A 24,878-nucleotide genomic window follows, 5' to 3' on the forward strand; every position below is an offset into this window, starting at 1 on the left:
ATGCCGAACTTTTTTAAGTCTTTTTTCTCCGGTAAGTCCGAAACTCCGGAGAGTGAAAAACAGAAAAACGATCAGAAAAACTTCGAGATATTCAAATATGACGGCTTGCGTGCACAACGCATGGGACGTCCGGATTATGCCATAAAGTGCTTTACCGAGGCGCTTGCCATCGAAGAGGATTTCGAAACGATGGGCTATCTCAGCCAACTTTACATCCCGATGGGAGAAACCGAAAAAGCCCGCGAACTTCTGGAGAAAATGGCAGTAATGGAACCTCATGTGACCAGCACATTCCTCACACTGGCCAATGTCTGCTACATCCAGGAAGATTACAAAGCAATGGAAGAGGCTGCCGGCAAAGCAATCGCCATCGAAGAAGGAAATGCAGTCGCACACTTCCTGCTCGGAAAAGCCCGCAAAGGACAGGATGACGAAATCATGACCATCGCTCATCTGACGAAAGCCATCACTCTGAAAGACGACTTCATCGAAGCCCGTCTGATGCGTGCGGAAGCTCTGCTGAAAATGAAGCAATACAAGGAAACAATGGAAGACATAGACGCCGTACTCGCCCAGAATCCGGAAGAAGAGACCGCCATCCTGCTGCGTGGCAAGGTGAAAGAAGCCAACGGACAGGAAGAAGAAGCGGAAACGGACTACAAGTTTGTAACGGAAATAAACCCATTCAACGAACAAGCCTATCTCTATCTGGGACAGCTTTATATCAATCAGAAGAAACTGGCGGAAGCAATCGCCCTGTTTGACGAAGCCATCGAGTTGAACCCGAACTTCGCCGAAGCCTATAAAGAACGCGGACGCGCCAAACTACTGAACGGTGATAAAGACGGTTCCGTAGAAGACATGAAGAAGTCACTGGAGCTGAATCCAAAAGACGAAGCTAGTCTGAACGGAGAATTCAAGAACCTGGGACCGAAACCGGAAGCACTCCCGGGAATCTTCTAGGCAGACGGCGGTATATACTCATTTTTAACTGAAACATTACTGTCATATCAGGTGACCTTTTCATCTTTTTTAGAGAAGAAAACAAAAAAAGTATCGCTTTTTGTTTGCATCTAACAGAAAATTATTACTTTTGCCCCAGAATTAGAAACCAAAGCAGAAACAAAGATTCGTATGAAATCATTTTCTTATGCATATTACTTCTTTTTTTACTTTTACTTTAGCCAGAAAGTAGAGCGGGAGTTTGTATGTATCAAGTGACATGATGCTTAAGGACTGAGATGAAGAAATTAATCATATAAATCCCGCTTCCATATGGACGCGGGATTTTTTTATATAACCCTATTAGAACAATGAAAAAGATAGCAATTCAAGGAACACTCGGCTCATATCACGATATCGCCGCACACAAGTACTTCGAGGGAGAAGAAATAGAGTTAATCTGTTGTGCCAACTTCGAAGACGTGTTTACTTCGATACGGAAAGACAGCCAGGTCATCGGAATGCTAGCCATCGAAAATACGATAGCGGGAAGCCTGCTGCACAACAATGAACTGTTGAGACAAAGCGGTACGCAGATTATCGGCGAATACAAGCTGCGCATCTCACATAGCTTCGTCTGCCTGCCCGAAGAAAGCTGGGAAGACCTGACAGAAGTCAACTCCCACCCTATCGCCCTGATGCAATGCCGTGATTTTCTGAATCAGCATCCGCAACTCAAAGTAGTGGAAGGAGAAGATACGGCACGCAGCGCGGAAATCATCAAGAAAGAAAACCTGAAAGGGCATGCAGCCATTTGCTCGAAAACGGCGGCAGAACGCTACGGAATGAAAGTGCTCCAAGAAGGCATCGAAACCAACAAGCACAACTTCACCCGTTTTCTGGTAGTTGCCGATCCGTGGCAAGTGGACGAACTCCGCCAGCATCACGCAAAGGCGACCAACAAGGCAAGCATGGTATTCACATTGCCACACACAGAAGGAAGCCTGTCGCAAGTATTATCCATTCTTTCGTTCTACAACATCAATCTGACAAAGATACAATCGCTGCCGATCATCGGACGGGAATGGGAATATCAGTTTTACGTCGATGTATCTTTCAATGATTATCTGAGATATAAACAATCTATAGCAGCAATTACTCCATTAACCAAAGAACTTAAAATATTAGGCGAATATGCAGAAGGAAAGTCAAACGTATAAAATCGCTCCTGCCGAAAGACTGGCAAGTGTCAGCGAATACTACTTCTCAAAGAAGCTGAAAGAGGTAGCACAAATGAATGCAGAAGGAAAAGACGTTATCAGTCTGGGTATCGGAAGTCCCGATATGCCTCCTTCAAAGGTTACCATCGAAACATTGTGCAACAATGCTCACGATCCCAACGGACACGGTTACCAACCGTATGTGGGCATACCGGAACTCCGTAAAGGTTTCGCAGCCTGGTATCAACGCTGGTATGGAGTGGAACTGAATCCGAATACGGAAATACAGCCGCTGATCGGTTCCAAAGAAGGTATTCTTCACGTCACACTGGCTTTTGTCAATCCGGGCGAACAGGTACTGGTGCCGAATCCGGGATACCCCACCTATACTTCTCTGAGTAAAATACTCGGTGCGGAAGTAATCAGCTACGACCTGAAAGAAGAAGACGGCTGGATGCCCGATTTCGAAACATTGGAAAAGATGGACCTGAGCCGCGTGAAACTAATGTGGACCAACTATCCGAATATGCCGACAGGAGCCAACGCCACTCCGGAACTCTACGAACGTCTGGTAGACTTCGCACGCCGCAAGAATATCGTCATCGTGAATGACAACCCGTACAGCTTTATCCTGAACGAAAAGCCGATCAGTATTCTCAGCGTACCGGGAGCCAAAGAGTGCTGCATCGAATTCAACTCCATGAGCAAGAGCCACAATATGCCGGGATGGCGTATCGGAATGCTGGCTTCGAATGCCGAATTCGTACAATGGATACTGAAAGTAAAAAGCAATATCGACAGCGGTATGTTCCGTGCCATGCAACTGGCAGCCGCCACAGCTCTGGAAGCCGAAGCGGACTGGTACGAAGGTAACAACCACAACTATCGCGGCCGTCGCCATCTGGCCGGCGAAATCATGAAAACACTGGGGTGTACCTACGACGAAAACCAGGTGGGTATGTTCCTTTGGGGAAAGATTCCCGCTTCGTGCAAGGATGTAGAAGAACTGACCGAAAAAGTATTGCACCAGGCAAGGGTATTTATCACGCCGGGATTCATCTTTGGCAGCAACGGAGCAAGGTTTATCCGTATTTCCCTTTGTTGCAAGGATGCCAAACTGGCGGAAGCATTGGAAAGAATCAAGAAGCTTTCTTAAAAAGAAAAGACCGATAAAAGTAAATCAGCGGCAGACCAGGAAACGCCTGCCCGAAAGAGTAAGAACAAGAATAAAATAAAAACAATAAGAATATGGAACTCGAATCAATTTTATTACCGGGCATCGAAGCCAAAAGACCGATTGTTATCGCCGGCCCGTGTAGCGCAGAGACTGAAGAACAAGTAATGGAAACCGCCAAACAACTGGCAGCCAAAGGACAAAAGATATACCGTGCCGGTATCTGGAAACCGCGTACCAAACCGGGAGGTTTCGAAGGAATCGGTGTGGAAGGACTTGCCTGGCTGAAGGAAGTGAAGAAAGAAACAGGTATGTATGTTTCTACCGAAGTAGCGACTGCCAAACACGTTTACGAATGTCTGAAAGCAGGAATCGACATCCTTTGGGTAGGCGCACGTACCACAGCCAATCCTTTCGCCGTACAGGAAATTGCCGACGCATTGAAAGGGGTCGACATCCCCGTGCTGGTAAAAAATCCGGTAAACCCAGACCTGGAATTGTGGATCGGTGCACTGGAACGTATCCACAACGCAGGCTTGAAGCGTTTGGGAGCTATCCACCGTGGTTTCAGCAGCTACGACAAAAAAATATACCGCAACCTTCCGCAATGGCACATTCCTATCGAACTGCGTCGCCGTCTGCCTAACCTGCCGATTTTCTGTGACCCAAGTCACATCGGAGGAAAACGCGAACTGGTTGCCCCGCTCTGCCAGCAGGCAATGGACCTGAACTTCGATGGTCTGATCGTGGAAAGTCACTGCAATCCGGACTGTGCGTGGAGCGACGCTTCTCAACAGGTAACGCCCGATGTACTCGACTACATCCTCAACTTATTGGTGATCCGTACCGAAACCCAGACGACAGAAAGCCTGAGCCAACTGCGTAAGCAAATCGACGAATGCGACGATAACATCATCCAGGAACTGGCTAAAAGAATGCGCGTAGCACGTGAGATCGGTACTTACAAAAAAGAACACGGAATCACCGTTCTTCAAGCAGGACGCTACAATGAAATCCTGGAAAAGCGCGGTGCGCAAGGAGAACAATGCGGTATGAGCGCAGACTTTATGAAGCTGATCTTCGAAGCAATCCACGAAGAGTCTGTCCGCCAGCAGATAGAGATTATTAATAAATAAAAAGCCCAAAAGAACTCAAAAATCAAATGGAAACTAACAAATAAGTCAGCAGTAACACAACTGAGACCGACTAGAAAGTCGGTAGTATCTTAACTCTCCTCCTTCTGGAAGGAGGAGAATAAAGATAGAATCGACTTGTTAGTCACCCCAATGTGAGATACTATTAACTTTTAGAGATACTATTGACTTTTGAGAAACTCCCCAATAATAATAGATATGAGAATATTAATCCTCGGAGCCGGTAAAATGGGTTCCTTCTTTACGGATATACTGAGTTTTCAGCACGAGACGGCCGTGTTTGACGTCAACCCGCACCAGTTGCGTTTCGTGTATAACACGTATCGTTTCACCACACTGGAGGAAATCAAAGAATTCGAACCCGAACTGGTCATCAATGCCGTCACCGTAAAATACACGCTGGATGCTTTCCGCAAGGTATTGCCTGTGCTGCCCAAAGACTGTATCATCAGTGACATCGCTTCCGTAAAGACAGGACTGAAGAAGTTCTACGAAGAAAGCGGATTCCGCTACGTTTCCAGTCACCCTATGTTCGGACCGACGTTTGCCAGTCTCAGCAATCTGAGCAGCGAGAATGCGATTATCATCAGCGAAGGAGATCATTTGGGAAAGATTTTCTTCAAAGACCTTTACCAGACGCTGCGCCTGAACATCTTCGAATATACGTTCGACGAACATGATGAAACGGTGGCATACTCGCTCTCCATCCCATTCGTTTCGACTTTCGTATTTGCTGCCGTGATGAAGCATCAGGAAGCTCCGGGAACAACTTTCAAGAAGCACATGGCTATCGCAAAGGGGCTGCTGAGCGAAGATGACTACCTGCTGCAGGAAATCCTGTTCAACCCACGCACCCCGGGACAAGTGGCCAATATCCGTACAGAGCTGAAGAATCTTCTCGAAATCATCGAAAAGAAAGATGCGGAAGGTATGAAAGCCTACCTCACCAAGATTCGGGAAAAGATCAAGTAAATCATCCTCTCCTTCGATAAGATTTAACCATCCCCTGCAAGAAAGTTCTTTGCAGGGGATTTTTTTATATGTACCTTTGTATCCGCAAAAACGGAATCACAGGAGAAAAGAAGAATGATAGATCAAGTTACCATAGACCGAATTTTAGATGCCGCACAGATTGTAGATGTAGTGTCTGAGTTTGTCACCCTGCGCAAACGCGGAGTGAACTATGTAGGTCTGTGCCCGTTCCACAACGAAAAGACTCCGTCATTCAGCGTCTCCCCTGCCAAAGGACTTTGCAAGTGTTTCAGCTGCGGTAAGGGCGGAAACTCGGTCCACTTCATCATGGAGCACGAACAGATGTCGTATTACGAGGCACTGAAATATCTCGCCAAGAAATACAACATCGAAATCAAAGAACGGGAGCTGACCAATGAAGAGAAACAGGCGCAGACAACGCGCGAAAGTATGTTCATTGTCAACAACTTCGCCCGCGATTACTTTCAGAATATCTTAAAGAATCATGTGGACGGGCGCAGCATCGGTCTGGCTTATTTCCGTCAGCGTGGATTTCGTGATGACATCATTGAGAAATTCCAGTTGGGTTACTGTACGGAAAGCCATGATGCCATGTCACAAGAAGCATTGCGCAAAGGCTACAAGAAAGAATTCCTGGTGAAAACGGGAATCTGCTACGAAACGGATGACCACCGTCTTCGTGACCGCTTCTGGGGACGTGTGATTTTCCCCGTCCATACCCTTTCCGGAAAGGTGGTCGCCTTCGGCGGACGTGTGCTCAGCACCGCCACCAAAGGGGTAAAGGTGAAATATGTCAACTCTCCCGAGTCGGAAATTTACCACAAGAGTAACGAGCTATACGGAATCTATTTTGCCAAACAGGCGATTGTCAGGCAGGACAGATGTTTCCTTGTGGAAGGATACACGGACGTTATCTCCATGCACCAGTCGGGCATAGAAAACGTAGTCGCTTCATCGGGCACCGCATTGACGCCGGGACAGATTCGTCTGATCCACCGTTTCACCAATAACATTACCGTACTCTATGACGGTGACGTAGCCGGTATCAAAGCCTCTATCCGCGGAATCGATATGCTGCTGGAAGAAGGCATGAACATCAAAGTATGCCTGCTTCCGGACGGAGACGACCCGGACTCCTTCGCCCGCAAACATAATTCGGAAGAATTCCAGGCATTCATCCGTGAGCACGAGAAAGATTTCATCCGCTTCAAGACCGACCTTCTGATGGAAGACGCGGGAAGAGATCCGATCAAACGCGCGGAACTGATTTCGAATATCGTACGAAGCATTTCCGTCATACCGGAAGCCATTATACGGGATGTCTACATCAAAGAATGCAGCCAACATCTGCGCATCGAAGAAAAACTGCTGGTAGCGGAAGTCGCCAAATTAAGAGAGGCGCAGGCTGAAAAAGCCAATCGTCCCAGCTATAATCATTCATCTTCAACAACCGGAGATACTTCCGGTACAGCTGCCGCTTCCGGCACACCGGCTTATTCCGGTGCTCCGACTTATTCTACTCCATCAAGTCCCTACGCCAATGCAGGAATGCCACCGGAACCCGAATATGATGACGATGGCAATATCGTATCTTTCGCAGATCCGATGTCCGCTGCTACAGGAGGTGCAGCAGGATTTCCTCCCGGCAATGCACCTGCCTCCACTACGGATACCACTGTTCCCGGAGATTCTTATACCTCCTTTATTCCGCAGGAAGGAAAAGAAGGTCAGGAGTTCTATAAGTTTGAGCGATTGATCCTGCAGGCAGTAGTCCGTTATGGTGAAAAAGTGATGTGCAACCTTACCGACGAAGAAGGAAATGAAATTCCGGTAACCGTTATCGAATATGTGGTGAATGATCTGAAGGAAGACGACCTGGCTTTCCATAATCCGTTGCACCGACAGATTCTGACAGAAGCCGCCACGCATATACACGATGCCGGTTTTATCGCGGAACGCTATTTCCTGGCACATCCCGACCAGACCATCAGCCGGTTGAGCGTGGACTTGATCAATGTACGTTATCAGCTAAGTAAATATCACTCGAAATCACAGAAGATCGTGACAGATGAAGAACGGCTGTACGAACTCGTCCCTATGTTGATGATCAACTTCAAGTATGCGATTGTCACGGAAGAACTGAAACATATGCTTTATGCCCTGCAAGATCCGGCACTCGCTCATGACAATGAGAAATGTAATTCGCTGATGCAGCGTTACAATGAGATGCGGGAAGTGCAAAGTCTGATGGCGAAGCGCCTGGGCGACCGCGTTGTATTACGCTAAATTTCTCATCGGTGCCGAGACACCCCTTCATCGGTACCGGAGGCAATCCTCATTGACGGGGAACTACATCGTCCACATTTTGTAAAGCGTATTACACCCTGCCGTGCTGAATCAGATTCATAAACTCTTCGCGAGTCTTGGCTTGATTGAAAGCTCCTGTAAAGTCTGAAGTAGTAGTAATAGAATTTTGTTTTTCTACGCCGCGCATCTGCATACACATATGCTTTGCCTCCACTACCACCATCACTCCCAATGGGTTCAGTGTCTCCTGGATACAATCTTTGATTTGCAGCGTCATGCGTTCCTGCACTTGCAGGCGATGGGAAAAGATATCGACTACCCGGGCAATCTTGCTCAATCCCGTGATATAGCCGTTAGGGATATATGCCACATGTGCTTTTCCGTAGAACGGCAACATATGGTGTTCGCAGAGAGAGAAGAAATCAATGTCTTTCACTATCACCATCTGACTGTATTCTTCCTGAAACTTAGCCGAACGCAACACTTCATGAGGGTCCATGTGATAACCTTTTGTCAGACTCAGCATAGCCTTCGCAACACGTTCGGGGGTCTTCAGCAAACCTTCCCTTCCGGCATCTTCACCCAACAAAGTAATAATACTGTGATAATGACTTTTCAACTCCTCCAGATTCGGAGAGACAATTTCTTCTTTTTCTAACATGATACAATTATAAAGGAATATTGATCTGGTCTTTGACGATAGAGACCTCTTTGAATACACCGGTTGCCTTGAGTTTACGCATCATCGCGTCCGCCTCTTCAATGCTCCGGAAATCACCCACACGACAAAGCCAGCGGGGAGGATTGAACGAAGTGTAAATCGTCAGTTCGGGGAAATACTCTTTGATGCGGGAAGCTACACGATAAGCATCATTCTTTGCCTCACGGGTATTATTACCGGCATACGCCTGTATTCTGAATCCGGCTGCCTTCAACACTTTCTGTTCGCCCATAGAAGGACGTTCCACGCCTATCAATGCCTCTATCTTAGGGTCTTGATGAATCGTCACCTTTCCCTGTCCCGGCACTGTACGTTCCAGACTCTTGATGATGTTCTGCGCCTGTGCACCAACAGCGGTAAAAGCCAGCATCCATAAAAGTAAACCTAGTTTTCTCATTCGATAAAAGTTTAATTTCAGGAAGTGGCTAAAAAGTCGATACTATCTGCAATTCCCCTCCTTCTGGAAGGAGGAGAGTTTAGAGTTACTATCTACTTTTTAGTCAGTTCCCGAAAGATATTCTAATTATGCATTGAACGCATCGATGATACCCTTGAAGTCAGAAACTTTCAGAGCAGCACCACCAATCAGTCCACCGTCTACGTCGGGGTTAGAGAACAGTTCTTTAGCGTTAGAAGGCTTGCAGCTACCACCGTAAAGGATAGAAGTGTTGTCAGCGATTTCCTTGCCATACTTGTCAGCTACGATTGAACGGATGAAAGCGTGGATTTCCTGAGCTTGCTCGGGAGAAGCTGTTTTACCTGTACCGATAGCCCAAACCGGTTCGTAAGCAAGGATGATCTTAGAGAAGTCTTCAGCAGACAGAGAGAATACAGATTCCATCTGAGCAGCTACTACTTCGTTCTGCTTGTTAGCTTCGCGTTCTTCCAGCACTTCACCGATACAGAAGATCGGAGTCAGACCGTTAGCCAGAGCCAATTTTACTTTTTCTTCGAGGATAGCAACAGTTTCACCGTAGTAAGCACGACGTTCTGAGTGACCCAGGATTACATATTTTGCACCTGTAGAAGCTACCATTTCAGCAGAAACTTCACCTGTATATGCACCGGATGCCTTGTCTGCACAGTTTTCAGCACCTACACCGATCTTAGCAGCGTCTACCAACGGAGTTACAGATGCCAGGTGAATAAACGGAGTACAGATGATTACATCACAGTTAGGCTTTTCGTTAGCCAATGCTTCGTTCAGTTCTTTTGCCAAAGCGATACCCTCTTGAAGGGTTTTGTTCATTTTCCAGTTTCCTGCAACAATGTTCTTTCTCATTTTGTTCTTTATTTAAAGGGTTAATAAATTTATTATTCTTTTACTTCCTGTTGCTGCTTCCGCTTTTCGTTCTTCCGTTCGCGTCGGCGGACAATCAGAATGTCCACTCCCAACACCAGCAACAGCGGAATGACAAACCACAAGAAAACATATCCAATCGTATGTACGTCACTCCGGACCTTCTGCTGACCGAGTTCCAGATTCTCCAGTTTGTCAGTCAGTACATATTCATCCGGAATGTCTTCATCACTCCATTTGTTCAGAATCGTACCGTTTTTTATCAGCATCAGTCCCGGATTAGAGCGAATCATCGTCTTCAGCGTAATGTCATCCATCTGGCAGAAAGGATATTCCGCACCGGTCTTGTCCTTCCACAATTCTATCTGCTCTTCCGGTGAGGAAGTGAGGCAGTAGAATCTGTAACCATGCTCTACCGAGTAGTCATATATCTCATTAATCAAATCAATGTTACTGTCGTCCGCCTCTTCGATACGATGTGCCACCAGCAGGAAGGTATATCCCATATCCGTCAGCACGTCTTCCGTGATATCATCACCCGTGCTCATATCCATCATGGAGAAGTCGTGGATCGAAGGCTCGTATCCTTTTTCTTTCAGAATGGTATGCGTATCGACAAAGGTCCATGTGCTGTCCGGATAATTGTCCAGTGTAAACTCTTTCTTTTCCCCGTTCTTTTCCAGGATAAAGACACTCTCATATACACTCGGTTTCGCTCCTTCGGGAATACTCATGCCTTTCATGATATTCTGTCCGATCTTGTAAGGACGGAAGTCCAGCACAGGCAGACGGTCCAGACAGTAAAACGACAGTGTAAATACAAAGAATATCGTGTACAGAGAAATCAGCCATTCCATCTTTCGGGTAACGAATCTGATCAGCATTTTCCTCCACTGGAATGTAGCAATCGCGGCAAGCAGCAGTACGATGTTCTTTGCAAATGTCTCCCAGTTAGTCAACACCCAGGCATCGCCAAAACAGCCGCAGTCCGACACCGGATCGAAAATCGCCAGATACAGCGTCAGCGGTGTCATGAAAATCATCAGCACCAACGCCAATGTGGTAGAGATTGTTTTCTTGATACCGAAGAACAGGAAGATACCGATTGAAAATTCGATGGCGGATAATATAATGCCTCCCAACAACGGGAAGAAAGAAGGAAACCATGAAATCACCCCGAAGGCGGTCAGATAGTCCTGTATCTTATACTGGAAGCCCAGCGGGTCGACAGCCTTCACAAAACCGGAAAAGATGAACGATGCCGCTAAAAGGAAACGGCAGACATTCGCTCCTGTCTTCTGGATGATATGTAAGTTCTTATCCTTCAAATTCTATCTTGATCAATCCGAATACTGAATAATTAATCATATCCATATAGTTAGCATCGATACCTTCCGACACCAACGTGTTCCCTGCCAGACTTTCAATCTGCTTGGTACGGTATATCTTCATCAGAATCAAGTCTGTGTAGGAACTCACACGCATACTGCGCCAAGCCTCATCATAGTCATGATTTTTGGCAAGCATCAGCTCCAGCGCTTCCTTTGCATGCTTGTCATATAAAGCCAAAGCCTCCTCATTGCTGATGTCGGCAGATTCGGCATAGCCCAGTTCCAGCTGGATCAGACCGATAATGCCATAATTGACTATCGCAATAAATTCCGAACGGATTCCTTCGTCAACCAGAGTCACCCCTTTGGTTTCGATACTACGAATCCTGTTAGCTTTGATAAAAATCTGGTCAGTAACCGAAGCCGGACGCAGGATACGCCATGCAGGCCCGTAATCGTGCAGCTTCTTGGAGAATAAGTCACGGCACAAGGCGATGACATGTTCAAATTGTTGCTTGGTATCTTTCATCTTCTTCCAAATAGTGCGCAAAGGTAACAATAATTAAGTAAAAACAGAAAGAGGGCACTCTAAATTATATTAAAGTGCCCTCTTCCAAAGCTATTATTGTATTACATCTTTACGAACAACGTAAAACTTGTCCGATACGCAAGGTGGTCGTCGGCTTGATACGGTTCAGCTTACAAAGCGTGCTGACCGATACTCCACGCACTTTAGCGATACGTGACAATGTATCTCCGCTCTTCACTTTATGATAACGGATCGTTCCGTCGGCTACCTGAGTGTCGTGAGAACCGGCACTACGCACACCTTTCGTCTTGCGGAAAGTATAAGTATCGGCTACGATATCCTGTTTCGGGAAGTCGAACATATAAATCGGGTTGATGGCGATTCCCAGGAAGCGGGTTTCAAAGTGGAGATGAGAACCGGTAGAACGTCCGGTGTTACCACCCAGACCGATCACTTCACCGGCTTTTACCAATTGATTTTCTTCAACGAGTTGTTTGGACAAGTGTCCGTATATGGTTTCCAATCCATTGTCATGACGAATCACTACATATTTACCATATCCTCTGCGTTCATACTTCACGATACGTACTTTACCGTCAAAGGCAGCTACAATCGTGTCACCGATGTTCACCTTCAGGTCCAGACCATTGTGCATTCTTCTCCAGCGGGGACCGAAAGGCGAAGTAATCTTCGTACTCGGAGTCGGCATACAGAAGCCTGTGAGGTCGATGGTATAAGTGTCGGGGATGATAGCATTGCCGTAAGCATGTGCATACTGGTTGTTCCAGTTTGGATAAAGACTTAAGGCGGGATATTCCGACTGTTCGGCACGGATCTGTTTCTGCAGTGCCAAAGAGTCTACGGTTTTTAATTTCTTGTCTATCGGAGCTTGGCGGGCAATCAGGTCTTGAGAGAAAGAGCTCAGGCTGACCATAGCTGCTACAGCTACCAATCCTGTTTTAATAATGCAATTGAAATTCATTCGTTCTTGTCAATTCAATTAATATTCGTCGTTCGCATACAGGTAGTCAAAAGTCGCCTGTTTGTAGTCGAATATCTCTTCAGGTTTAAAAAATCTCGTTAATTCGATAGCCGCAGTTTCCGGAGAATCGGAAGTATGAACGATGTTTTCTTGAAAACTCATACTATAATCCCCACGAATGGTTCCCGGCGCAGCCAGACGTCCATTAGTTGGTCCCGCCAACGTACGGACTGCTTGAATAGCATCCACACCTTCGTAACAACAAACAATGACAGGAGTTGCCATCATCGAATCTTTCACGCGCTGAAAGAAAGGCTTGCTGCTCAGGTGGGCATAATGCTCGCTTAATAATTCATCCGTCAGTTGCATCATTTTCATGCCGGCCAACCGTAGTCCTTTACGTTCAAAGAGATGAGTGATCTCACCAACCAATCCCCGTTGAAGGGTACACGGCTTCAAAATAACCAGCGTTTTTTCGATCATGATGTGTGACTTTCAAAAGATTAAACTATACATTTACTATAAAAAATTCCCCCAAAGATAGTATTTTCCGATGAAAGGGCAAGTAAGTCATTAACTATTTTTCAGAAGTACGGAGATGAAAAGAACAGAAAAAGCAGCGTTAAAGCCCTATAAATAGGAGGAATAGAAACGAAACATGTTTTGCAACACATTCCCGCAAATAAACTGCATGTTTAACCGTTTTTCAACTTATAGCCGCCCAGTTAACATTCGTTTTCCGGAGAGATTTCAGTTGCCGCCACAGAATCTCATTCTCCGGACTTTGAGCCGACGGGTCGTTATCTACGATATCTTCGGCTATCGAACGGACGTACTGTAACAACTGACCGTCACGGGCAAGGTTCGCAATCTTCAGATCGAAGGCAATGCCGCTTTGCTGCGTCCCCTCCAAATCACCGGGACCGCGCAGTTTCAAGTCTGCTTCCGCTATTTCAAAGCCGTCGTTGGTGCGCACCATTATTTCCAGCCGTTTCCGCGTGTCTTCGGTCAGTTTGTAGTTCGTCACAAGGATACAATAAGACTGTTCAGCACCCCGTCCCACCCGACCGCGCAACTGATGGAGTTGCGAAAGTCCGAAGCGTTCGGCATTCTCAATGATCATCACAGAAGCATTGGGCACATTCACCCCGACTTCGATCACGGTAGTGGCAACCATAATCTGAGCTTGTCCGGAAATAAAGAGCTGCATCTGCTCATCTTTCTCCGCAGACTTCATCTTGCCGTGAACTTTGGCAACGGTACAGCCGGGAAACTCTTCCAGGATATGCTGGTAACCTTCTTCCAGGTTCTTGAGGTCGATCTTCTCGCTTTCCTTTATTAAAGGATAGACGATGTACACCTGCCGTCCTTCTTCTATCTGCTTGCGTACGGCGCGGTACATACTTTCCCGACGGTTGTCAAACTGATGAATGGTGGTTATCGGTTTCCGTCCCGGCGGCAGCTCGTCAATGACAGAAACATCCAGATCGCCATACAACGTCATCGCCAATGTACGCGGAATAGGCGTGGCGGTCATCACCAGCACATGGGGCGGCTGTATGTTTTTCGTCCAGAGGCGGGCACGCTGCGCCACTCCGAAGCGGTGTTGTTCGTCAATAACGACCAGTCCCAAAGAAGAGAAGTTCACCGTGTCTTCAATGACCGCGTGCGTACCTATCAGGATTTTCACGTCTCCCGTCAGCAGTCCGGTCAGGATCGCTTCCCTCTTCTTTCCTTTGATAGATCCGGTCAGCAGTTCGACACGGATATCCATACCGAAAAGCAGCTCCTTGATTGTCTCGTAATGCTGGTTCGCCAAAATTTCGGTGGGAGCCATCATGCACGCTTGAAAACCGTTGTCCAGTGCAAGCAGCATGCTCATCAACGCTACCAGGGTTTTACCGCTACCCACGTCCCCTTGAAGCAGACGGTTCATCTGCCGCCCGCTTCCCACATCATTCCTTATTTCTTTCAGTACCCGTTTCTGTGCACCCGTCAACTGAAAAGGAAGGTTCTGCGAATAGAAAGTATTGAAAACATCCCCTACCCGTTCAAAGATATATCCACGATATCGTCTTTGGCGGTCTTTCGCATAGCGGAGGATATTCAGCTGCACGTAGAACAGTTCTTCGAATTTAAGACGATACTGAGCCCTGCGCAGCGAATCGGGATTCGTCGGGAAATGGATATTCCGGAGTGCCTCCGTCAGAGGCATCAGATGATGGTCCGACAGGATTTTGGGAGAAAGCGTTTCCGGCAGGGGTTCCTGTATCTGCTGGATCACCGTAGCCATCATCTTCTCAATCGCATGCGAATTGAGAAAACTCCGTTTCATTTTCTCCGTCGTATTATAATAAGGTTGCAGTCCGACGGAAGAAAGTTTCAGATCATCCGGCTTATCGATGTCGGGATGTGCCACATTGATACGCCCGTTAAACACGGTAGGCTTACCGAAGATGATGTATTCTTCGTGAAGTTTATACTTACCTAATATATATTTGATGCCTTGAAACCACACCAGGTCGACGATTCCCGTTCCGTCGGAGAAATGGGCCGTCAGCCGCCGTTGCCGCCCTTCGCCTATCGTCTCGAAGCCGAGAATCTCTCCTTTCAGCTGGATATACGGCATATTGCCATCTATTTCGTGAATGTAATAGATGCGGCTCCGGTCAACATATTTATAAGGAAAATAATAAATCAGATCGTACAACGAGTAGATTTCCAACTCCTTGTTCAATACTGCGGCCTTCTGAGGCCCTACACCGGAGATAAATTTGATGTCGCGTGTGGTTAAATCGAACATTTACAAGAGAGCACTCCCGATCTTCAGGTCAAAGGGAGTTGTTATTTTTATGTTTTCACGATTACCTTCTGCCAGATGTACGGGTACGCCCATTGCTTCGACCACCGAAGCATCGTCCGTAAAGAACGGAGTAAACTCCTGTCCATAAGCCTGTTTCAGCAGCTCCACCTCAAAGACCTGAGGAGTCTGCACTAACTTATATTCAGTACGGCTCACCGTTTCGCTTCCGGCATCCGTCAGATGGCGCAGCGTTTCGACTACATCCACCACCGGAATCACTGCTTTATATTGCTCCGCCAGCTCGTAACACCGGCGAATCACTTCTAGGGTTACAAACGGACGAACTCCGTCGTGCACCCCTACCAAGCCGGGAGCCTGCACAAGTACCAGCCCGTTCTTCACCGAATGAAAACGGGTCTCGCCGCCATCTGCCACAAGATGTTCCACCGAAAAATGATGTTCTTCGCAAAGCTGTTTCCAAAAGTCCTGCTGTTCACGGGGAAGTACCAGAATGATCTGAAGCATCGCATCGTACTTGCGGAATGCTTCCAGCGTACGCATCAGCACAGGTTTGCCACCGACAGGAAGAAATTGTTTGGGAAGATCGCTTCCCATTCGCAAGCCCTTTCCACCGGCGACAATAATCACAGATTGTTTCATAGACAGCTTAGCGTTTTACACACATCGCTTCTACCAGTTCGTCTACTTTTTCTTTGCCGACCAACAGATCTACGATGGTCAGAGCAAACTCCATAGCAGCGCCCGGCCCCATACCTGTGATGATATTTCCGTCCCGAACTACGGGTTCACTGACACATTCCGCACCTTCCAGATATTGTTCAAAGCTGGGGTAGCAAGTTGCTTTCCGACCTTTCAGCAAACCTAATTTGCCCAATACCATCGGAGCCGCACAGATCGCTGCGATCGGTTTTCCTTTGGCTGCAAAGTCAAGAAGCAGTTTTCGCAGCCCTTCATGTTTATCGAGCGTAGCCGCTCCCGGCATTCCTCCGGGCAACAACAGCAGATCGGCATCAAAAAAATCGCAGTTTTCAAAGTTTATATCACAGAGCAATGACACATCGTGAGCGCCCATTACAATTTCATCCGGAGTGACAGATACAATTTGCACATTCAGTCCGGCACGTCTCAAAGTGTCGACAGCAGTAAAGGCTTCTATTTCTTCAAAGCCATCTGCAAAAAAAGCATATACAGTTCCCATAATCCTATATTTTTGATTAGTGATACTATCTCAGGTTAAAATAATAAGTGATGGTTCCAGTCTGGTTGTTCGGTCCTTCCACGGTGTTGAAGCGAGCCTTCTTCGCCGCGTCTTCCGCTGCCTTCCGCAGGGTGGAGTTCACGGTGTTCGTTTGAGGATTGATACTGGTTCCAATGACTACTCCCGCCGGATTCACGGTGATATTGACTACCACACGTCCTTCTTCGGGCACATTATAGGCAGGCTTTGGCAGACTGCCCGTACCTAAAGAACGTCCGCCAAGGTCAAATGTTCCGTAACCTCCGGTTCCGGTCTTCGCTCCGGTGGATGAATTGCCGTCCTTGCTGCCTTCTGTTCCCGTGCCGCTGGCGGAAGTACCTTTGCTGCCTCCCATCTGCGCTCCCTTTCCGAAAGCGTTGGCAACCTTTTTCTTCGCAGCTTCTTCGGCGGCTTTCCGTTCACGTTCCGCTTTTTCTTCGGCAAGACGTTTCGCTTCGGCAGCTTTCTCCGCCTCTGTCTTTTCGGGTTTCTTCACCGGTTCTTTGAGCTTCACTACCTCTTTGGGTTTCACGGTCTCCTTTTTAGGTTCCGTTTTCGGTTTCAGCACTACCGTTTCTTCTTCGGTCTGTGTCAGCAGATCCTGTTCCGAGGGCAGTTCCGGCTGCGTTTCCGCAGGTGCAGGTGCTTCCGGTTCTTCGGGCAGTATATCCACGTCCACCAGCGAAGGGTCGTCAAAGCCTCGGGCAGACTCCACATTTCCCAGCATCACAGGTACGCCGCCTGCGTCTTCATCCGGCTGGGGAACCGTAAAGCTCACCAGAATCAAAAGAGCTATCACTGCCACGTGTACCAACAGTGCACCCAGCGCGCCGACGAATTCACCCTTTTTTCTTCTGTCGTCCATAATTGTTTCTTTTTTTAGTAGTTAAGTAGCAACTACTTACTTTATTTGTTTTCCGGCGGGCGTGTAGCCAGCACCATTTTAAAATGATTCTCATTCGCAATGTTCAGCACCCGCACGATTTCACGGTAAGGCACCGACTCATCTGCATACAATGCCACATACATCTCCGGTTCTTTCTCCGCGCAACCTTGCAGGAACGGAGTCAGTTCGTCCAACGACAGCGGCTTTTCCTTCTCATTGCCGAAAGCAGCGTAGAAGTTCAGGTCTTTATCGATCACGACTCTTGTCAGCGGTTTGGCCGAAGTCTGCTGTTTGCCTTGCGGCAACAACACCTTTATGGCATTGGGCGACACCACCGTAGAGGTAATCATAAAGAATATCAGCAGCAGGAAGATGACGTCCGTCATGGATGCCATACTGAAATTGGGCGATACTCTATTTCTTCTTTTTAATCCCACTTTATTATTGATTAGTGGTTAATGATAGTGATTAACGTCTCAGGGTTACTTTTGGGCAGGCTCGTTCAAGAGGTCCATAAATTCCATCGTACGAGCTTCCATTTTGTTTACTACACGGTCTACCAGCATCACCAGGTAGTTGTAAGCAAACATGGCAATGATACCCACGATCAGACCGCCTACGGTGGTGATCATGGCTTCGTAGATACCGCCGGAAAGCAAGGTTATATCGATGTTTCCGCTTCCCGCATTCGCCATTTCGTAGAATGCGCGTACCATACCGGTCACCGTACCGAGGAATCCGAGCATCGGAGCACCACCGGAGATTGTTGCCATGACGGTCAGGCCTTTTTCCAGTTTGGCAACTTCCAGATTACCGACATTCTCGATGGCTACCTGCACATCGTTGATGGGACGTCCCAGACGGCTGATTCCTTTTTCAATCATGCGTGCCGAAGGAGTGTTCATCGTGCGGCAATACTGGATAGCCGCTTTGATTTCACCGCTATGGATATAATCCTTGATCCGTTCCATGAACATCGGGTCTTCTTTTCCCGCTTTACGGATCATATAGTTACGTTCAAATAAGATGTAGAAACAGACTACAGACAGTACACCCAGTACAATCATAATCCAACCACCCTTGATAGCCATATCAAGCATATTCATCTCGGGAGCGCTGACCGGAGTCAGCACCGGGTTGGCAGTTGCCAGCGAGTCGGCCATATTCATGGCACCCTGGGCCAATAACATCAATACATTCATTAGCGTAGACAGTTTTTATATTCCTGAATAGTACGTTCCAGTCCCAGATACAATGCGTCGCTGATCAAGGCATGACCTATGGATACTTCGTCCACCCAAGGAATGTTTTTATAGAAATAGTTTAAATTCACAAGACTCAAGTCGTGTCCGGCGTTCAAGCCGATGCCCAGCTTGCGGGCTGTTTTGGCTGCTTCCACAAATGGGGCAACAGCCGCTTCCGGATTCTTCGGATATGCCGTAGCATAGGGTTCCGTATAAAGTTCCACACGGTCGGCACCTGCTTTTGCCGCATATTCCACCATCTCCGGGTCGGCGGCAACAAAGACGGAAGTACGGATGCCCGCGCTGTTGAACTGATCGAGAACTTCCGACAGAAATTCCAGATTTGCTTTTGTATCCCAACCGGAGTTGGAAGTAATCTGCGAAGGATCGTCAGGAACCAGCGTCACCTGATGAGGTTTCACTTTCAATACCAGGTCTATAAACTCCGGCGACGGGTAGCCCTCGATATTGAATTCGGTCCGCAACAACGGACGCAGATCATATACATCTGCCCGGCGGATGTGGCGTTCGTCGGGACGGGGATGAACCGTAATACCGTCAGCCCCGAAAGCTTCACAATCAAGTGCTACCTTCACCACATTGGGGATATCCCCTCCGCGTGCATTTCTCAATGTAGCAACCTTGTTTATGTTTACACTTAATTTAGTCATAGTTTTACGCAATATTTGCCGCAAAAATACAAATATTATTATTAGTTGCCTAATAATACGAAACGCATTCTCAGTTCTTTTTTGGTTATTTAAAGTAGAAATCCAAGAAAAAATGCCAATTTTGCAACCGAAACTAATGAAACAGCTTATGAAATTTGCCATTTTCGGAAATACGTATCAGCCTAAAAAGTCTTTGCATGCACTCAGACTGTTCGAGCTTCTCAAGAAGCAGGGAGCGGAAATCTGTATGTGCCGGGAGTTTTACCAGTTCCTGACGGCAGATTTAAAAATGGAAGTGCCTGTCGACGCCCTGCTCGAAGGCAACGACTTCACAGCCGATATGGTTATCAGCATCGGAGGTGACGGCACATTTCTGAAAGCTGCCCGCCGGGTGGGTAGAAAACAAATCCCCATTCTCGGCATCAACACAGGGCGACTGGGATTTCTTGCCGATGTTTCACCCGAAGAGATGGAGGTGACTTTCGAAGAGATTCAGGCAGGCAGATACAGTGTGGAGGAACGAAGTGTATTACAACTTATCTGCAATGACAGAAATCTTCAGGAATCGCCCTATGCCCTCAACGAAATTGCGGTGCTCAAGCGGGACAGTTCTTCCATGATCAGCATCCGCACTGCGATCAACGGTGCTTATCTGAATACTTATCAGGCAGACGGACTGGTGATTGCCACTCCTACCGGTTCTACTGCGTATTCATTAAGCGTAGGCGGCCCGATCATCGTTCCTCATTCCAATACGATCGCCATTACCCCGGTAGCTCCGCACAGCCTCAACGTCCGTCCTATCGTCATTCGTGACGACTGGGAAATCACGCTGGACGTGGAAAGCCGCAGCCATAACTTCCTCGTTGCCATCGACGGCAGCAGCGAAACGTGCAAGGAGACGACTCAGCTGACCATTCGCCGGGCAGACTACAGTATAAAAGTAGTGAAACGGTTCAATCATATTTTCTTCGATACCCTCCGCAGCAAGATGATGTGGGGAGCGGACGGAAGGCGTTGATCTTCCGACCGGACCTTCGCGACTATCAGATTCCGGACCTTCGGACGCAAAAAAGTACATCCTTCCTCACCAGGACAGAATGTACTTAAACAAAAACAAACAATTATATAAAACGGACATCCAAGAGACTCCGTTTATATAAGCAATAAGCATGTTGTGGGAAACATACACATGCTATAAAGGGTTTATCCCCGTTCGGGTACTTCACAGTAACCTTTTTAGAAAAACATCTCACCCCATATTTTATAATTATTCATATTTCTGTCGGACACATAATTAAATATGTTCAAGTATTTTTCAGGCAATTATCACCAAGGGTAAATATGCGAAATAACTCCCTGCCGCTGTAACGCTTCCAATATCTGCATGTCTTTGAGCGACCTGCACCTGCCTCCATGTCCTAAATAATACACCCGCCACGGAGTGGAACCATATTGACGGGCTATCCGAACATACACCTTTCTCCTTCTGGAGAACCAGACTTTCCATAAACTTTCCATTTCTTCTTTTACTTTTAAATAAGTAAACTAAAAACCCTTTTTAAGACATTGCCCACATCGAAGCAATGTTCATTCTCTTTATTTTGTCACTGTGTGTGTACCTTTACAAGCATATATCCCAATGGATAAATTCAGAACCAAAGTAAATAGAAGGCATGCAAAATGAGCTTGTTGTTTGAATTGCGTGTCACAATTTACTACTTACATTTATCTATTACTTCTTAGGTAACGGAAGTCCATTACCGGACTTTACACATAGGGGAAAAGAAGCGAAAAAGGCAGCGGCCTTTGCGAGAAGCACTGTATAAAAGGGTTATGAAGGAGATTTTGTCGGATGACAAACAATAAGGGTTCGGAACATGAAGTCAGTGGTATTCGTGTTCTCATAGTGTTATTTTATTTTCTTAAGTCAGAGAAATAAAATAATGTATAATAAGTTTGGGATATGAGATTCTTTTTATATATCTTTGCGTCGTATTTATTTCCGTTACCTAAGAAGTAATAGACATGATAACACACTAATAGTCAGCACTCTGATTATATTCTATTCTAATTATTGCAGTTTTCAACGTAAAAACAATTCAACCGATTTGCTTCTGTTCTCTTTTCCAGTTCAAAACCTTTCAGGTAGATTTGAGTCGTCTTAATAGATTTGTGTCCCAATGATTCACTGATCATTTCAATAGGTATACCCTGGTATTTGGCATTCGTTGCCCAAGAATGACGGATGGTATATGAGGTGACAGCCGACTTTAAGTGAAGTTCCCTTGAAAGACTTTTCAGCTGATTATTGAACCGACGAAGCGCCGACTGGTATTCTTTATACATGCTTTCACCTTTTGGGCTTTTATTCCCTCTCAGAATACTGAATAAATAATTCGTTCCATCTTCCCGAACAGGGTCATTATTGCGAAGTTTACTGATCGTTGGCAGAGATGACTCCAGCACCTCAAGACTAACAGAAGTGCCTGTCTTGATACGGTTATATCTCAATACCCCTTGTGCCAATGCCGACTTTTCCAAATGCGCAAAATCCGCAAAAGGCATTCCGCAGAACTGGAACATCAGTCGGGCAATCTCCTGAGTACGCCGCAAGTGCTTAGACTGGGGTGTTTTATAAAGAAGTGTATGCAGTTCCTTTACGGGCATTGCCTTTTTCTGCCGGACATCCACACCGGTATATACATCACGAAACAATCGGGGGATAAAACGGGCGATACCAGCTTCCACACCACGATTGTAAATACAGCGCAGCATTCGCATATAGGTAGAGATCGTATTGAGTTTCAGTTTGCAATCGTACAGATATTGTCCGTAACGTCGCAAAGACTCGCGAGTGATCTGCTCGAATGCAATATACGTACTGCCATGAAATCTCGTAAATGAAAGAACCGCATTCTTATACACATGTGCCGTAGAATAGCGCCCTTCTTCCTGCAAACTCCGGATATACGCTTTGGCACATCCGGTAAATCCAATTTTAGCTCTTTTCTGTTTCATAATCTTGTTATTTTTATTTGGTTACTTAGGGAATATAACACAATCAGCCACTTGTTTTGTCGTTAAGGCACCTAAAAAGCTCTTAAACGATTATCAATCTGATAAATCCTATCATAATAGATGTATCAACCGGCTTCTCTCTCTATGTATTGTTTATCCAATTATTGCTGTCACCCATCACAAAAACACAAATAACACACTCATAGTCAAGGCTTAACGCTGTGACGGCAACAGGTGACGGCACGGTGATGACAACTATTGCCGTCACACGCACATCGACTACACTGAACTCGCTACTATTGACTTTTGACATCATACACTCTAGTATAACTAGTTTCCATACGCTGGAACCAATGTTTTCAAGCGTCCGAAACTTTGGTTTCAAGGCTTTGAAACTTTAGTTCCAAGCTGAAGAAACAAAAGTTTCAAACGGGAGAAACTAAAAAGCTCTATATAGAACTACAAACAGACCATAAGGAACCATTGAAAACAAGGCAGTGTGACAGCAAAATTTGCCGTCACACTGCCGTCACCTACTGCCGTCACCTCATTAATCACTCATATTCAAGATATTATACCCAACAAAGTGACAGATGACAGCAATTTATAGTTTTTATTTTTATAGAGAGACTAGCTGACACGTAAGTATATCATAAGAATGTTAATCCAATTGTTGTGAATGGCAGAGTTTTTTCTTTTTCAAACTTTGTATAAAGGCTAAATTCTATTCGCTCATCATTGCAAAGAAATGATTAAATGGCTACTTATTTCCCGGAAACAACCCGTATGTTTTCCGTTTCTGTTCCATTAGCTGCCTGGTTCTTTCTCTATGCGATGATTTTCTATTAGTCTTTCTTCCCAAATAAAAAGGGAATCCGAATCCGACACTTACATTCAGATCACGGGCGAATGTAGAACTTTTATAGACTCCTCTCTCCACCTTTTCTCCCGTATAAAGGTCTGTTACATATTTACGATAAGTAAATCTCCCCAATGGCTGTATATAATTGACATTCAACAGTAAAAAACAATTTCGACTGAGCTTATAGTTGGCGGTAATACCTGCCGAAAGAATAAAAGCATCGATACTCTCACTACCATAGTTACTTTCATCATCTCCTCTATACTCTATCTTATATAATTCATTTCCTCCTTTTTTCTTTAGTTCCGCACAAACACGCTGATAGGAAATGCTATTCACACCAATCCCCAAACGAGGATAAAAAGCCCAATGGGAATTTTCAAAGCGATAAGCAACACCAAAATCCAGACAGGGATTAACGTCCGGTTTTTGCGTTCCCGGTATGAGATTATTCACATAGTAATTCGCTTCGACTGCATGGACTAATTCAGTATAACAATCCCGCCTATATTTCACGGGAATCCCCAAACGGATATTCGTATACCATCCCCATTTACGCGAAAAGAAATGTTGCAAACGAAGGTTGATAGCAGGAAACACAGATTTCCGGTCCGACATTGCAGTGTACATATTTCCCTTCCCCCGATAAGCCAGGTCAAAACAGGTTCCCACATCCAAGTCTAACTGTAGCAACTTATTCTTGGTAGATGGATCTTTAAGAAACAGGCTTTCCTGCGCCTGCGATACAGGCACAACACATGCAGTAAACAATAGCATGGCTAATAAATGTATTTTCTTCATAGACAGCAGATTTAATAGAAAGTAACCGGATCGCTCAGCCGTTCAACCGCTTCACCGCTTTCCATTGTCAGCACTACACGAAAACGGAACTCTCCGCCTGATTGGGGAATGGTCAATAACGCCTTATATATCTTGTTTACTTCATCTATCATGGATATAACCCCTCCATTAACAGTATAATCTGTCTGCTGATCTTTAACAAACGTCTTTGGATAGTCATAAAAGCAGGAAGTGACTTCTGCTCCTGCGGGAAATTCTTCATTAAAAGCCGTTTCCGTAAATATCTGAATCTTTTTGATGCCATCCGATAATACATGGCGAAGATAATGATCGGCGTCATAAGATTCCGGATCTTTTTCCCCCGCATCTGTCAGCAAACGAATCTCCATCATATAAGCTTCTTTGAGAACTTTGTTATCAAGAGCCTCCTTAGGTTTCTCACCTGCATTATCCCAATGATATAACTTCACTTCTTTCAAAGTACAGGAGATGTCTATCGGTTCAGCCAAATCCTGTTCATCGCAAGTCATGGCTGTCACCACCAAAAACAGTAATGATAGCAGTAGCTGAGTCAAGTGCTTTTTCATACGTATTATTCTATTAGTTTTCACAAAGTTAACCTTTTTCTAATAGAAAAATGCGCCAAAAAGCCTTTTACTGCTTATTGGCGCATTTTTTT

The 24,878-nt window shown here is 46.0% G+C and carries 25 protein-coding genes; 7 read left to right on the top strand and 18 right to left on the bottom strand.

Annotation, left to right across the window (positions count from 1 at the left end; genetic code table 11):
- From DW640_RS08410 to dnaG, 6 genes are all read left to right on the top strand, one after another.
- Entirely contained in the window at positions 1-963 is a 963-nt protein-coding gene (locus DW640_RS08410) for a lipopolysaccharide assembly protein LapB (RefSeq protein WP_008764184.1), read from the top strand.
- A gap of 350 nt (positions 964-1,313) precedes the next feature.
- Entirely contained in the window at positions 1,314-2,162 is an 849-nt protein-coding gene (locus tag DW640_RS08415) for a prephenate dehydratase (RefSeq protein ID WP_008760856.1), read from the top strand.
- Complete coding sequence (locus tag DW640_RS08420; protein ID WP_048697019.1) at positions 2,137-3,318, top strand: pyridoxal phosphate-dependent aminotransferase; 1,182 nt, start codon at positions 2,137-2,139, stop codon at positions 3,316-3,318. The genes DW640_RS08415 and DW640_RS08420 overlap by 26 nt, the downstream gene beginning before the upstream one ends.
- Positions 3,319-3,410: 92 nt before the next feature.
- Positions 3,411-4,472, top strand: coding sequence for a bifunctional 3-deoxy-7-phosphoheptulonate synthase/chorismate mutase type II (locus DW640_RS08425; protein ID WP_008760854.1), 1,062 nt, complete (start codon positions 3,411-3,413; stop codon positions 4,470-4,472).
- Positions 4,473-4,688: 216 nt separating this feature from the next.
- The gene (locus DW640_RS08430) at positions 4,689-5,462 is read left to right on the top strand and encodes a prephenate dehydrogenase/arogenate dehydrogenase family protein (protein ID WP_008760853.1); all 774 of its coding nucleotides are present in this window, start codon (positions 4,689-4,691) and stop codon (positions 5,460-5,462) included.
- Between the two features lie 114 nt (positions 5,463-5,576).
- Positions 5,577-7,769 (top strand): DNA primase, encoded by a 2,193-nt coding sequence (gene dnaG, locus DW640_RS08435; RefSeq protein ID WP_011109025.1) that lies wholly within the window; start codon positions 5,577-5,579, stop codon positions 7,767-7,769.
- Positions 7,770-7,860: 91 nt separating this feature from the next.
- Here the strand turns inward: dnaG and folE are convergent, their stop codons facing one another.
- The 14 genes from folE to DW640_RS08505 all read right to left on the bottom strand — a co-directional run bounded on the left by folE (position 7,861) and on the right by DW640_RS08505 (position 19,515).
- Complete coding sequence (gene folE / locus DW640_RS08440; RefSeq protein ID WP_008760851.1) at positions 7,861-8,451, bottom strand: GTP cyclohydrolase I FolE; 591 nt, start codon at positions 8,449-8,451, stop codon at positions 7,861-7,863.
- A 7-nt stretch (positions 8,452-8,458) separates the two neighbouring features.
- Positions 8,459-8,908, bottom strand: coding sequence for an SPOR domain-containing protein (locus DW640_RS08445; RefSeq protein ID WP_008760850.1), 450 nt, complete (start codon positions 8,906-8,908; stop codon positions 8,459-8,461).
- A 126-nt stretch (positions 8,909-9,034) separates the two neighbouring features.
- Positions 9,035-9,793, bottom strand: a complete 759-nt coding sequence (gene tpiA / locus DW640_RS08450; RefSeq protein WP_008760849.1) for a triose-phosphate isomerase — start codon at positions 9,791-9,793, stop codon at positions 9,035-9,037.
- A gap of 32 nt (positions 9,794-9,825) precedes the next feature.
- Entirely contained in the window at positions 9,826-11,139 is a 1,314-nt protein-coding gene (locus DW640_RS08455; RefSeq protein WP_008764181.1) for a BT_3928 family protein, read from the bottom strand.
- Positions 11,129-11,671, bottom strand: coding sequence for a DUF1599 domain-containing protein (locus tag DW640_RS08460; RefSeq protein WP_008760847.1), 543 nt, complete (start codon positions 11,669-11,671; stop codon positions 11,129-11,131). The genes DW640_RS08455 and DW640_RS08460 overlap by 11 nt, the downstream gene beginning before the upstream one ends.
- 109 nt (positions 11,672-11,780) lie before the next feature.
- Complete coding sequence (locus tag DW640_RS08465; RefSeq protein ID WP_008760846.1) at positions 11,781-12,653, bottom strand: peptidoglycan DD-metalloendopeptidase family protein; 873 nt, start codon at positions 12,651-12,653, stop codon at positions 11,781-11,783.
- A gap of 18 nt (positions 12,654-12,671) precedes the next feature.
- Positions 12,672-13,136, bottom strand: a complete 465-nt coding sequence (gene ndk, locus DW640_RS08470) for a nucleoside-diphosphate kinase (RefSeq protein WP_008760845.1) — start codon at positions 13,134-13,136, stop codon at positions 12,672-12,674.
- A 223-nt stretch (positions 13,137-13,359) separates the two neighbouring features.
- Positions 13,360-15,456: an ATP-dependent DNA helicase RecG gene (recG, locus tag DW640_RS08475; protein WP_008760844.1), complete on the bottom strand. Its 2,097-nt coding sequence runs from the start codon at positions 15,454-15,456 to the stop codon at positions 13,360-13,362.
- Positions 15,457-16,116 (bottom strand): 2-C-methyl-D-erythritol 4-phosphate cytidylyltransferase, encoded by a 660-nt coding sequence (locus DW640_RS08480; protein ID WP_117577828.1) that lies wholly within the window; start codon positions 16,114-16,116, stop codon positions 15,457-15,459.
- Positions 16,117-16,123: 7 nt separating this feature from the next.
- Positions 16,124-16,675: a DJ-1 family glyoxalase III gene (locus DW640_RS08485; protein WP_016269433.1), complete on the bottom strand. Its 552-nt coding sequence runs from the start codon at positions 16,673-16,675 to the stop codon at positions 16,124-16,126.
- A 25-nt stretch (positions 16,676-16,700) separates the two neighbouring features.
- Complete coding sequence (locus DW640_RS08490; protein WP_117577830.1) at positions 16,701-17,579, bottom strand: TonB family protein; 879 nt, start codon at positions 17,577-17,579, stop codon at positions 16,701-16,703.
- 41 nt (positions 17,580-17,620) lie between these two features.
- Entirely contained in the window at positions 17,621-18,037 is a 417-nt protein-coding gene (locus DW640_RS08495; protein WP_008760840.1) for a biopolymer transporter ExbD, read from the bottom strand.
- Between the two features lie 45 nt (positions 18,038-18,082).
- The gene (locus DW640_RS08500; protein ID WP_008760839.1) at positions 18,083-18,802 is read right to left on the bottom strand and encodes a MotA/TolQ/ExbB proton channel family protein; all 720 of its coding nucleotides are present in this window, start codon (positions 18,800-18,802) and stop codon (positions 18,083-18,085) included.
- The gene (locus DW640_RS08505; protein ID WP_048697017.1) at positions 18,802-19,515 is read right to left on the bottom strand and encodes a pyridoxine 5'-phosphate synthase; all 714 of its coding nucleotides are present in this window, start codon (positions 19,513-19,515) and stop codon (positions 18,802-18,804) included. The genes DW640_RS08500 and DW640_RS08505 overlap by 1 nt, the downstream gene beginning before the upstream one ends.
- Before the next feature lie 112 nt (positions 19,516-19,627).
- Here DW640_RS08505 and DW640_RS08510 point away from each other — a divergent pair, with 112 nt between their 5' ends.
- On the top strand, positions 19,628-20,536 hold the full coding sequence (locus DW640_RS08510; RefSeq protein ID WP_008760837.1) for an NAD kinase: 909 nt from the start codon (positions 19,628-19,630) through the stop codon (positions 20,534-20,536).
- Positions 20,537-20,844: 308 nt separating this feature from the next.
- Here DW640_RS08510 and DW640_RS08515 read toward each other — a convergent pair whose 3' ends face one another.
- The 4 genes from DW640_RS08515 to DW640_RS08535 form a co-directional block, all read right to left on the bottom strand.
- Positions 20,845-21,036 carry a hypothetical protein gene (locus DW640_RS08515; RefSeq protein ID WP_008764174.1) on the bottom strand — a complete coding sequence of 64 codons (192 nt, stop codon included), beginning with the start codon at positions 21,034-21,036 and terminating at the stop codon, positions 20,845-20,847.
- A 549-nt stretch (positions 21,037-21,585) separates the two neighbouring features.
- Entirely contained in the window at positions 21,586-22,536 is a 951-nt protein-coding gene (locus tag DW640_RS08520) for a tyrosine-type DNA invertase cluster 3b (protein WP_010536539.1), read from the bottom strand.
- A 760-nt stretch (positions 22,537-23,296) separates the two neighbouring features.
- Positions 23,297-24,199 carry a hypothetical protein gene (locus DW640_RS08530; RefSeq protein WP_055298812.1) on the bottom strand — a complete coding sequence of 301 codons (903 nt, stop codon included), beginning with the start codon at positions 24,197-24,199 and terminating at the stop codon, positions 23,297-23,299.
- An 11-nt stretch (positions 24,200-24,210) separates the two neighbouring features.
- On the bottom strand, positions 24,211-24,786 hold the full coding sequence (locus DW640_RS08535; protein ID WP_055298815.1) for a DUF5034 domain-containing protein: 576 nt from the start codon (positions 24,784-24,786) through the stop codon (positions 24,211-24,213).
- Positions 24,787-24,878 lie beyond the last annotated feature (92 nt).

The sequence above is a fragment of the Bacteroides sp. AM23-12 genome (genome assembly GCF_003434395.1).
Taxonomy (GTDB): Bacteria; Bacteroidota; Bacteroidia; order Bacteroidales; family Bacteroidaceae; genus Bacteroides; species Bacteroides thetaiotaomicron.

Bases quoted from the DNA above. Each gene is read 5' to 3' on its own strand.
- folE (WP_008760851.1), bottom strand. From the start codon at position 8,451: ATGTTAGAAAAAGAAGAAATTGTCTCTCCGAATCTGGAGGAGTTGAAA.
- DW640_RS08510 (WP_008760837.1), top strand. From the start codon at position 19,628: ATGCCAATTTTGCAACCGAAACTAATGAAACAGCTTATGAAATTTGCC.
- dnaG (WP_011109025.1), top strand. From the start codon at position 5,577: ATGATAGATCAAGTTACCATAGACCGAATTTTAGATGCCGCACAGATT.
- DW640_RS08480 (WP_117577828.1), bottom strand. From the start codon at position 16,116: ATGAAACAATCTGTGATTATTGTCGCCGGTGGAAAGGGCTTGCGAATG.
- DW640_RS08520 (WP_010536539.1), bottom strand. From the start codon at position 22,536: ATGAAACAGAAAAGAGCTAAAATTGGATTTACCGGATGTGCCAAAGCG.
- DW640_RS08430 (WP_008760853.1), top strand. From the start codon at position 4,689: ATGAGAATATTAATCCTCGGAGCCGGTAAAATGGGTTCCTTCTTTACG.
- DW640_RS08415 (WP_008760856.1), top strand. From the start codon at position 1,314: ATGAAAAAGATAGCAATTCAAGGAACACTCGGCTCATATCACGATATC.
- recG (WP_008760844.1), bottom strand. From the start codon at position 15,456: ATGTTCGATTTAACCACACGCGACATCAAATTTATCTCCGGTGTAGGG.
- DW640_RS08410 (WP_008764184.1), top strand. From the start codon at position 1: ATGCCGAACTTTTTTAAGTCTTTTTTCTCCGGTAAGTCCGAAACTCCG.
- DW640_RS08530 (WP_055298812.1), bottom strand. From the start codon at position 24,199: ATGAAGAAAATACATTTATTAGCCATGCTATTGTTTACTGCATGTGTT.
- ndk (WP_008760845.1), bottom strand. From the start codon at position 13,136: ATGATCGAAAAAACGCTGGTTATTTTGAAGCCGTGTACCCTTCAACGG.
- DW640_RS08420 (WP_048697019.1), top strand. From the start codon at position 2,137: ATGCAGAAGGAAAGTCAAACGTATAAAATCGCTCCTGCCGAAAGACTG.
- DW640_RS08485 (WP_016269433.1), bottom strand. From the start codon at position 16,675: ATGGGAACTGTATATGCTTTTTTTGCAGATGGCTTTGAAGAAATAGAA.
- DW640_RS08490 (WP_117577830.1), bottom strand. From the start codon at position 17,579: ATGGACGACAGAAGAAAAAAGGGTGAATTCGTCGGCGCGCTGGGTGCA.
- DW640_RS08515 (WP_008764174.1), bottom strand. From the start codon at position 21,036: ATGGAAAGTTTATGGAAAGTCTGGTTCTCCAGAAGGAGAAAGGTGTAT.
- DW640_RS08445 (WP_008760850.1), bottom strand. From the start codon at position 8,908: ATGAGAAAACTAGGTTTACTTTTATGGATGCTGGCTTTTACCGCTGTT.
- DW640_RS08425 (WP_008760854.1), top strand. From the start codon at position 3,411: ATGGAACTCGAATCAATTTTATTACCGGGCATCGAAGCCAAAAGACCG.
- tpiA (WP_008760849.1), bottom strand. From the start codon at position 9,793: ATGAGAAAGAACATTGTTGCAGGAAACTGGAAAATGAACAAAACCCTT.
- DW640_RS08535 (WP_055298815.1), bottom strand. From the start codon at position 24,786: ATGAAAAAGCACTTGACTCAGCTACTGCTATCATTACTGTTTTTGGTG.
- DW640_RS08460 (WP_008760847.1), bottom strand. From the start codon at position 11,671: ATGAAAGATACCAAGCAACAATTTGAACATGTCATCGCCTTGTGCCGT.
- DW640_RS08500 (WP_008760839.1), bottom strand. From the start codon at position 18,802: ATGAATGTATTGATGTTATTGGCCCAGGGTGCCATGAATATGGCCGAC.
- DW640_RS08465 (WP_008760846.1), bottom strand. From the start codon at position 12,653: ATGAATTTCAATTGCATTATTAAAACAGGATTGGTAGCTGTAGCAGCT.
- DW640_RS08505 (WP_048697017.1), bottom strand. From the start codon at position 19,515: ATGACTAAATTAAGTGTAAACATAAACAAGGTTGCTACATTGAGAAAT.